The 9,637-nt window shown below is 40.8% G+C and carries 9 protein-coding genes; 1 reads left to right on the top strand and 8 read right to left on the bottom strand.

Annotated features, from left to right (window positions below; translation table 11 throughout):
- Positions 1-181: 181 nt before the first annotated feature.
- The 7 genes from GNE10_RS26950 to GNE10_RS26980 all read right to left on the bottom strand — a co-directional run bounded on the left by GNE10_RS26950 (position 182) and on the right by GNE10_RS26980 (position 8,057).
- Positions 182-691, bottom strand: a complete 510-nt coding sequence (locus tag GNE10_RS26950; RefSeq protein ID WP_185568488.1) for a hypothetical protein — start codon at positions 689-691, stop codon at positions 182-184.
- The gene (locus GNE10_RS26955; RefSeq protein ID WP_185568491.1) at positions 688-2,904 is read right to left on the bottom strand and encodes a cation:proton antiporter; all 2,217 of its coding nucleotides are present in this window, start codon (positions 2,902-2,904) and stop codon (positions 688-690) included. The genes GNE10_RS26950 and GNE10_RS26955 overlap by 4 nt, the downstream gene beginning before the upstream one ends.
- A gap of 533 nt (positions 2,905-3,437) precedes the next feature.
- Positions 3,438-4,727 carry a cation:proton antiporter gene (locus GNE10_RS26960; protein WP_185568494.1) on the bottom strand — a complete coding sequence of 430 codons (1,290 nt, stop codon included), beginning with the start codon at positions 4,725-4,727 and terminating at the stop codon, positions 3,438-3,440.
- A 229-nt stretch (positions 4,728-4,956) separates the two neighbouring features.
- Entirely contained in the window at positions 4,957-5,391 is a 435-nt protein-coding gene (locus GNE10_RS26965; protein ID WP_185568496.1) for a hypothetical protein, read from the bottom strand.
- Between the two features lie 87 nt (positions 5,392-5,478).
- On the bottom strand, positions 5,479-6,195 hold the full coding sequence (locus GNE10_RS26970) for a GDSL-type esterase/lipase family protein (RefSeq protein ID WP_180267588.1): 717 nt from the start codon (positions 6,193-6,195) through the stop codon (positions 5,479-5,481).
- A 473-nt stretch (positions 6,196-6,668) separates the two neighbouring features.
- Entirely contained in the window at positions 6,669-7,232 is a 564-nt protein-coding gene (locus tag GNE10_RS26975) for a Uma2 family endonuclease (RefSeq protein ID WP_185568499.1), read from the bottom strand.
- 168 nt (positions 7,233-7,400) lie between these two features.
- Positions 7,401-8,057: an NAD(P)H-binding protein gene (locus tag GNE10_RS26980; protein ID WP_185568502.1), complete on the bottom strand. Its 657-nt coding sequence runs from the start codon at positions 8,055-8,057 to the stop codon at positions 7,401-7,403.
- 178 nt (positions 8,058-8,235) lie between these two features.
- Between GNE10_RS26980 and GNE10_RS26985 the strand changes: the two genes are divergently transcribed.
- Positions 8,236-8,919 carry a DUF1997 domain-containing protein gene (locus GNE10_RS26985; protein WP_185568505.1) on the top strand — a complete coding sequence of 228 codons (684 nt, stop codon included), beginning with the start codon at positions 8,236-8,238 and terminating at the stop codon, positions 8,917-8,919.
- 142 nt (positions 8,920-9,061) lie between these two features.
- On the opposite strand, the gene GNE10_RS26990 is transcribed toward GNE10_RS26985, so the two are convergent.
- Entirely contained in the window at positions 9,062-9,532 is a 471-nt protein-coding gene (locus tag GNE10_RS26990; protein ID WP_099071872.1) for a DUF4079 domain-containing protein, read from the bottom strand.
- Between the last annotated feature and the right edge of the window lie 105 nt (positions 9,533-9,637).

Consider the following 9,637-nt stretch of genomic DNA (forward strand, 5'->3'; position numbering starts at 1 on the left):
GATGGGGAGATGGGGAGATGGGGAGAGTTGTTGTACAAGTTTTTTCTCCTCTGCCCCTCTGCCCCTGGAGTCCCTGGAGCCTTTTTTTTGTGCCCAATGAATGCCCAATGCCCAATGCCCACTTGCCCTGAGCGAAGCCGTTCGCGTAGCGTCTCGCAGAGAAGGGATGCCCAATGCCCTTTTAATGACTGTTAGACTTTTGAGATTTTTCCTCAACTTTTTCTGGCACGGCAGTAAATTTTAGAGGTTGTGGGATGTCATTGAAAGTTAATTGTCCTGGTATACTGGCTCCTTCGATTAGTTGCATTTGAATTTTGACTGAGTTGAGAGGATCTTTCTGGGATTGAGGGATATTGCAAAGAATCGATGTGTTAACTTTGCCGGATAAATTCAACTGTTGATTCTTCAAGATGCCGATGAGGGGATGCTTTTGGTTAATATCGGCGTTGGTGTTTGCGGATAATACAGAGGCATTTAAGTAAATACCTGACTGCTCAACGTTTAATGTCAAGGTGTCTGATTTTCCACAGTTGGGCAAATTTTCAGCTAGTGTTAGACGATAGCGATCGCTCAGTAAAAAAGGAGCTTTGAGATTTTTTTCTCCATAGGCAGTTACGGTTTTAAACAGTATTAGTACTGAACTAATGGTTACTCCGTAAAAAGCTAAGGATTTGAAGTTGAAGTGATTCATAATTTCAATTCCTGAGTTGTTGGCTGTTGACTACTAACTTCAGGAAGCACGGAAGCTAGATGAGCTGTGACTTGGCTGTAGCGCCTGGTAATCAGCAGGGAAGAACGGCATTGAATGGCTAATTGGTCTGTGTATCTTCCCAAGGTTTGCCGCTCAATACCCCAAGTGCGACTGGTACCTGCGATGGTCAAGTCTACATTTTTTGAAGCTTCCACCACGGCTTGGATGGGATCTGCGGCTTGGACAAATTTGATTTCTATGCGATCGCGTACACTAGTTGGCAATTGCTCCATCATGATGTCCAATTCGTAGCTCAATTCTTCCTGGAGGCGATTTTCTGGTAAAACGTGTAAAACTTGCAACATGCAAGTTTCATGGTTGATCAGCAGTCTCAAAGCAAGTATTAATGCTAAATCGTCATGGATGTTTGCAGAATAAGGTACTAACAAGCTTTCTAATCGCTCGCTTCCCCGGTCTACAAATACTGCTACATCCACTGGCGCAGTGGTAAGAATTTGACCGACTCTTCCCCCTAAGCGGTTGCTACTAAAGGCTGGGCGATGCCATCCTACAAGAATTAAATCAACTTGGTCTAGTACAGCAATTTGGGCTGTTTCCCGTGCAACATTGCTAGATGTGCGAACAATGGGATGCACGTAGGAGCGTGTTTGTGGGGGTTCGAGAGTATTAATTAATTCTTCTAGTTGCTGGCGGCGCTGGGCAATTAATCGGTCTGCTTCAACTGGGGTACTTTCAAAGGCATAGTCTTCTTCAAATTCAATCAAGCTGAGGGGATGTACAACAGCCGATTGTTGATGGTTGAGAGCAATTGCCACTGCCAACTGTACTAAGCCCTTTTGAGTATTGGGATTAGCCACTGGTACTAAAATCCGGTAGGGACGAGTGTAAGTTAAATCTTCAACAGTGGTATCTTCTGTACCTAAATGTGTTTCCGTCTCTGTTGGCAACTCTGGTTCTACAACATCTAACCGGATGAGTTTTTTCGGATATGTCCATTCCAACAATGGCGAGGTCATAAATGTAGTTACCAGCGCCATAATTACCAGCATGGTAAATACTAAAGGGGAAATTACTCCTAACTCCAGACCAATATTTAGCACTATTAACTCGGTTAAGCCGCGAGTATTCATTAACCAACCCAGTGCCGAGGCTTCTCGTTTATTAATGCCACTAACACGAGCTGCAATGTAAGTACCAAAATATTTACCTGCGATCGCTACTGCCAAAACCAATGCACACAACAGCCATAATTCTGGACGATTTAGCAAGCCAATCTGTGTCCGCAAACCACTGTAAGCAAAAAATATTGGCAGCAAGAATATCAGCACGAAATCTTCGGTTTTGACTGCCAATTCCCGCACTAAATCTTCATTTTTGGGCATTGCTGCTCCCAGTAAAAATGCTCCAAAAATGAAATGAATGCCTATTAATTCAGTGATTAATGCTGATGCAACCACCCCCATATAAATCCCAGCCAACAGCAATTGGCTGAGGCGTCCCGCACGTTGGTAATGTTTGGCAAGACCTTCGAGAAACCAACGCCCCAGGGTTAGCATGAAGCCGATATAGACTATGCTCTCAATAATGGTCGGTACTGCACCAGCAAAATTGCCAGTACGAGCAACAGCTATAGCTACTGCTAATAAACACCAAGCTGTGACATCATCCACCGCCGCACAAGTTAACGCTAAGGTTCCTAATCGCGTTCCTTGTAAATTACTCTCAGTAATAATTCGCGCCAATACTGGAAAGGCAGTAATGGACATTGCCGCACCCAAAAATAAGGCGAAGGCAGTAAACGACACACTAGCGTTGGAAACCAGAGGATAAAGCACCACTGCTAGTAATGTTCCCAAGGAAAAAGGCACCAAAATACTGACATGAGAAGTTAAAACTGCCACTTCTAGCTGGCCGCTGAGGTATTTTGGATTTAGTTCTAATCCAATCAGAAACATGAAAAATATTAGTCCCACTTGAGACAAAACATTTAGAAAAGGAATAGTTTCTGGTGGAAATAAGGTAACTGCTACATGGGGAGCTACTAAACCAAATAAAGATGGCCCAAGCATAATCCCAGCGACAATTTCACCAATTACCAGTGGTTGCTTAATAGAACGAAATCCTAGCCCTACTAGCCGTGAAAGTCCAATAACAATCAGTACCTCAACCAGAACGAGAATAACTGTGTGCATGGTTTCCTCAAAAGTAACTATCTGGTTTCCCTAAGATAATTGTTTAAAAGATTGGAAAATGTCAACCCCTATTCTTACCGAGAGATTCCACAAACTCCAAATTTTAAATTGCAAATTCAGGGATTAATCGCTGTCTCAATCAATTTATAAGCTTGTAAGTTTAATTATGAATTAAGAACTATCCGTCAAATTTATCAGATACACTGAAGACTAATTTTCTCTAATTTGTGATGTAAGTTACTGTTAATCCAAGATAACAAGATGAGTTCTTGAGGTCACAATACAAGGAAGAAACGAAGAGAATAACTCCCAATACGGTTGGGTTAAAGGGGAAAGGTTTCAAATACATCCTTTACCCCTTAACCTTTTCCCAGACTACAAGGGAAGTTTATACTGCTGATCCCAACCGTATTGGAATAAACCCCAAATCTTCTAAAGACAAGGGTTATTCTCAGTCAACAATCAACAGTTAACAGTCAACACTCAGTAATTTGCTACAGTTACTATCAGGAATTAATTCTTTATAGATGTGCTTAAACGGTAAATTTTTCATAACTTGTACCGTGCAACAACAAGGCAACTAAGGGCGATGCCATCAGTGTAGTGACTATCGCCATAATAACCATGATAGTGAATAAAGTGGGGGTAATTATACCTTGTTCAAGACCAATATTCAGGATGATTAACTCCATTAAACCGCGAGCATTCATCAGAGTACCGATAATTGCTGATTCCCGCCAATTTTCTCCTGCTAATTTTGCGGCTAACATACAAGCAATGCCTTTACCGATAACTGCGATCGCTACAATTAATATGGTAATTCCCCATAATGCAGGGGTGTTTACTAATCCAATTTGTGTATTCAATCCAGAAAAAACAAAAAATATCGGTAGCAAAAAAGAAGTGGTGAAAAACTCTGTATATTGGCGAATTTGTTGGGCGAATTCCCCCCGTGGCGTTACTGCTCCCAACACAAATGCACCGAATATTGCATAGATACCTGTGATATCAGTAAACCACGCACAAAACATCAAAACTATCAAAAACAAAGTCAAAGTTTGTCTGCTCACACCTGCATCACGTTTTGTCATGCTTGTGAAGACTTTAAGTAAACGTTGCCCGATAAAAATTGCAAATAAAATGTAGCAAATACCACCACCAATTGCTAAAATGGCGATATTGATGGAATTTTTCACACTAGCAAGGACGATGGCCAGCAAACACCAAGCAACTCCATCATCCACCGATGCTGCACCTAAAGCCAAAGTCCCGAAGCGAGTTTGGGCGAGTCCGCGTTCGTAAAGAATGCGAGCTAACATCGGAAAAGCGGTGATTGTCATCGATGCACCAAGATATAAAGCCGCAGACCAAGGCACTACTTTTGGTTGAAAGAAATTGCCATTTTGATATAAGAAAAAAGAAGCGATCGCTCCTAAAATAAAAGGAGTAATAATCCCAGAAGCGGATAATAAACCAGCACTTTTAATATGATGTTTTAAAAGTTTTGTATTAAACTCTAAACCAATCAAAAACATATAAATTGCCAATCCAATTTGACTGATAGCATATAAAATCGACATCGATGGATTGGGTATTTTATCTCCTAAAGCAGTGATAATTGGCAGCTTAGGAAATAACCATTGTTGAAAATTTGGTGCAATCAAACCTAAAAGCGACGGCCCTAACATCACACCTGCAATCATTTCACAAACAACATCAGTTTGTCCCAGATAGCGGCGTCCTAAAATCGTAACTATGCGACAAGTCACTAAAATTACTGTCAGTTGCAGAAATAACTGAATAACCAAATCAAAATTTGACATTGTACTTTATTAAGCGGAAATTAAATCTGAGTCAGGTAGATAATAATACAGATATATTTTTTTAGCACAGTAATGCTCATAAGTGCCAAATAGAATACAAAATAGGGCAGCAACACTGTGCTACCCTACTATTATCTGTATTCTATTATGTTAAAAATTGCTTCAAGACACGGCTACAGACATAAGTATTTAGAAACGTAGATAAAATGTAACTATTAACAATTAAAAATTACAACCACTCTCCACCCCGGAAACGCCAACGAAGAAATACGACTCGCATTAGGCTTTGGGAAGTAATAAAAACTGCTAACCAGACAATGCTATAGTGCAATAAAAAATCTGTTGGTGAGAGTTCTTCCTTAGGCAAAGGTATTGGGAAAAAGCCAAAAACTTTGATTCCACAAAACACAAACAATAATTCCCAAATACCAGCTAACAGTTGATATACTGCTGGCCAATCTCTGTCCCAACGGAATTTTTGCAGATAGTTATAAACTACATCCCAACCCAAGCCAAAGATGGCAATGTAACCAAGTATCCAAAAATAAACTGAATTAGCACCAGAACCAATCAAACCCATTGCAAAGGGTAAAGATACCAGTATGCCTACAGTTGCAAGTAATAATAGTCGAGTTTGCCAGCGACCTAGTAAAGTTGGTGTCATAAGAGTAATTTTAGATTTTAGATGTTAGATTTTGGATTTTGGATTGAAGCTAAAATCCAAAATTCAAAATCTAAAATTAGCATGGTTTTAAGTGGTAACCAAACTTAGAGAATGATAACTTGCAAGAGCATCCCAATTGATGACATCTTCTAACAAAGCTTGATAACCTAGTGTGTTGGGATGAAGTCCGTCATCACTCAAGCGTTTGAGTCGCCAAGCTTCACTGCGTTCCATCCACATATCAAAAATATCTAAATAGGGAATTTGCCGTTTCTCACAAGCAATGCGAGTTGCTTCTTTGTAGCGATACTGATCGCTATGATTATAGTAAAAGCAATCTAAAAATGGCATTTTAGCTTCATCCACTGGCACCATACCGACAAATAACACAGGACACAGTTGCTGTGCTAAATCCAACAGAGAAGCGATTTCTTTTTCAAATACAGCAAAATCTGTGTAACTTCGTCCATCAGGACGCGCCAAACGAGCTGAATCATTGACCCCTACTGATAAAATAATCAAATCGGGAACACGATTTCGTAGCTCACCGCGATGGCGAAATTCAACTTCTAGCCTTTGAGCTACTTGTTGCGTGCGATCGCCCCTGACCCCTAAATTATAAAGAACGTGACCCGCACTATCCGGCAACATCCACCATCGCCGTAGTTGCTCAATCCATCCCCCTTTTTCCGGGTCGCCAAATCCATATATTAAGCTGTCCCCCAGTGCGACAATCTTCATAGGCTGCAAGTGTTTTGGTGGTACAGACAGCTGCATTGAGGAAGATACTGAAAAAGTTTGCATTTAAGAACTATATTTTATATCTTTTCAAGATTCTATACATTTCTATACCATACACGGCTATCTTTAAATATCCAAGCATCTATATGGTTGTAAGGTTATACCCATTAGAAAAAAGGCATTGCTGAATAAGGGGATGATTGAGGCTGGCACGGGGATACGCGGACACAAAGAGAAGTCCGTACACCGAAAGGGTTGCCGCAGGCATCTGAACTTCTCCTGTGGTCGCCGCTAGGCGTAGCAAGATCCCCTTCGCGTAGCGTCTCGTTCGCTCTTACCGTCTCGTAGAGAAGATAAGGGTGCGGGGGACGCGGGGATTATGGATGAGTGGATTGAATATTTAAAGCGACAAAAGATAGATGGAGACATTTGTTACAGCATCTACCATGCTAGTTTTCTGTAGTTGAGGATTCTTCAGGTAAAGTGCTTTTTTTACGTTTTGAAGGAATGGCAGGGGAATAAAGAAAGAAGTAATTTTATCTGCCAAAGATTTCATCAACAGTAATGCTGACATCAGAGAAACTTGGAATTGATAAAGTTTGACCGCTAGCTAACTTTTGAAGATGATGATATCCTGCGGCTGTTGGTTGTTGATAAACTTCGACAATTCCCTCGTTAATATCTACTAACCAAACTTCAATAATGTTAGCTTCTGCATATAAAGGAATTTTCTCTTCCCGGTCATACAAAATAGTCGAATCAGCCACTTCAATTAATAAAAAAATATCCTGGGGTTGGGGGTGTGCTGTGGCATAGAAATCATCACGAGGTTTGAGTAATGCCACATCTGGCTGAGGTTCTGAATTATTGTTCAACACAACTGGATTTTGAGCAGCAACTATAGCGCGTTTCCCCAATAGCTGCACCAATAAATTAACTAGTGGATTTACACAAGCAGCGTGTTTTGTCCCAATTGGCGACATTTCAATAATTTCTCCCCGAATCAATTCAACTCGGTCATCTTCTTTAAGAATTCCCGAATCAACCATTTTATGATATTGCTCAACTGTAAATTTCCGTCTTAGCAATTGCACAGACATCACTACCTCAACTACTGTTTATTTAATTATTCTTCAAAAAAAGAGTAGAAAATAAATATAATGCAATTCTTTTTTTAATCAGAATAAGATAAATAGCGATCGCTCTTTTACATGAAGGCGATCGCTTTTCATCAGTCAACAGTCATCAGTCAACAGTCAACTTTTCACCTAACACTGTAGAAATAGCTCTGCAAAACTTTTCGATGCTGCTTCAGGTTTCGCTACAATCTCCACAACTTTATTCCGTGCAGCTGGTTCCAGCAGCGCCTCGACGCTAACTTGAGCGACTTTTTGCCGAGGAATGCTACCGTCAAACAGCGTATCAGCACCCTGCATCACAATGGAGTCGGTATTATCTTCATTCTTTAACCCGCCAGGACGCACAATGGTATAAGTCAGACCACTTTTTTGGATGTATTCTTCCGCTTGCTTTTTCCACACCAAAATCAGCCAAAACAAGTTTAGTGGATGGAACAACAAAGATGTACACAAAGAAGAAACTAAGACAAAATGCTCGATTCCCTTGGCTTTAGCAGCATCCACTAAATTTTTCGTACCTTCAAAATCCACTTTATAGGGGCCAGTGGGGTCAAAGCTGGGTTTTGCCCCAGTCGCAACCAACACAACTGTGCTATCTCCCAGCGCAGCAGTCAGAGTTTCTGGTTGTAAGACATCGCCTACCACCAATTCAGCTTCCGGAGATACAATACCCTTTGCTTTTTCTATATCCCTCACTAAAGCCCGCACGGGAATATTCCGCGCTACCAATTCTTGCACGATGCGGCGACCTGTTTCACCCGTTGCCCCTGCTACAAATGCTTTCATGAGAAATGCTATCCTGGGAAACTATTATGTGCTTGTTCAGTTCTTTATTTTAGTGATTCTATGGAGCTGATGGCAGATTCTTGAGGTTTCTGTCAAAATAGGATACTTGTGCGAAACGACGCAAATCAACAGGGAATTATTAATATAGACAAACGCCCAAGTATACAGTCACGTATTTATGCTTTTAAGAGACGGCGAATATCAATCCTTGGAAATAACAGAAGCACTTTTACCAGTTGCATCCAGCCAAGAAGAAGCAAACCAGACATCAACACAAGGAAATTTAGAAACGTTCACAAAATTTTATGGTCGTTATCAAGACTGTATGGAAATGTTTGCTCCAGCAGTCAAGGTTGCTGAGTACCTGAATTCTCACAGTTCGTGGTTTTCGCGCTGTGCTGAACCCATGAAGGTGCAACCGTTGGGGGAAAATGGCTATGCTCTGGTAATTGGTCGTTTTGGTTCTTTTGGTTATGAAGTAGAACCAAAAATTGGTTTAGAACTATTACCTCCAGACGAGGGTATTTACCGCATCCGTACAATTCCGATTCCTGACTACCAACCGCCTGGTTATGACGTAGATTACCGCGCATCTCTTAGATTAACAGAAAACGTGGTCAGTGATATTTATACTGATATTGCTGACGTGACCAAAGTTGAATGGGAATTGGATTTAGTAGTTTACATACACTTTCCGAGATTTATTCAGCGATTACCCAAATCTTTAATTCAATCTACAGGCGATCGCTTACTCAATCAAATCGTCCGCCAAGTCTCCCGCCGCTTAACTCGCAAAGTCCAAGAAGATTTTCACCGATCTTTGCAAATACCCTTTCCTAATAATTCCAAGAAAAAGCGGTGAGTCAACTGATTTTAGATTTTAGATTTTGGATGTTGGATTTGTTTCACCCCTCGTGCGTGAAACAAATCCAAAAAATTTGTTAACAGTTGTTCGTTTTTTGTCATTGGTTTATAACAAATGACAAATCACGAATCACAAATGATTATGCTTTAGTAAGAATTCTTTGGATAATTTGTACTCCAGTTACAGCCTGCCAAGCAAAAAGTCCTAAAAGCGTGAAATTCAACAAAATGTGAGTTGCACGCGCCCAATTTGCTCCTTTTTGCATGTAGGGAGACAAAGCCGCCGAAAATGCAATCAGACCAGTCATCCCCAACCCTGCTAGCAGGTGAGGCCCTACAAATAACTTGCCATTATTGATGTAAGTGACAGCCATCCCTCCAATTGCACCTGTCACCATCAAAGCTAGGAGTATAGACCCGATTTGATAATGTCTAACGTTATATCTACCTTTAATTAGTTCTTTCTTTTCTTCGCCTTGAGCATTTCTGGTACGCTGTACTTGTAAGCCCAAGTAGGCAGCATAAATTGAGACTGCTAATAGCGCCCACATAATTAGCGGATGAAAGAAGTTCAGCCAATATTTAACCGACGGAGAAAGTTGCAGACTCATCGTGCCCTCGCCCAAGTATTAAATCTTCATAAAAATTAGCATAACTCTATTTTCTGTACATTGAGCATTGGGTATTGATTATGGGGCATTGGGTATGGGGAAAGG

Origin of the sequence: Nostoc sp. 2RC (assembly GCF_014222165.1) — a bacterium.
Lineage (GTDB): Bacteria > Cyanobacteriota > Cyanobacteriia > Cyanobacteriales > Nostocaceae > Nostoc > Nostoc linckia.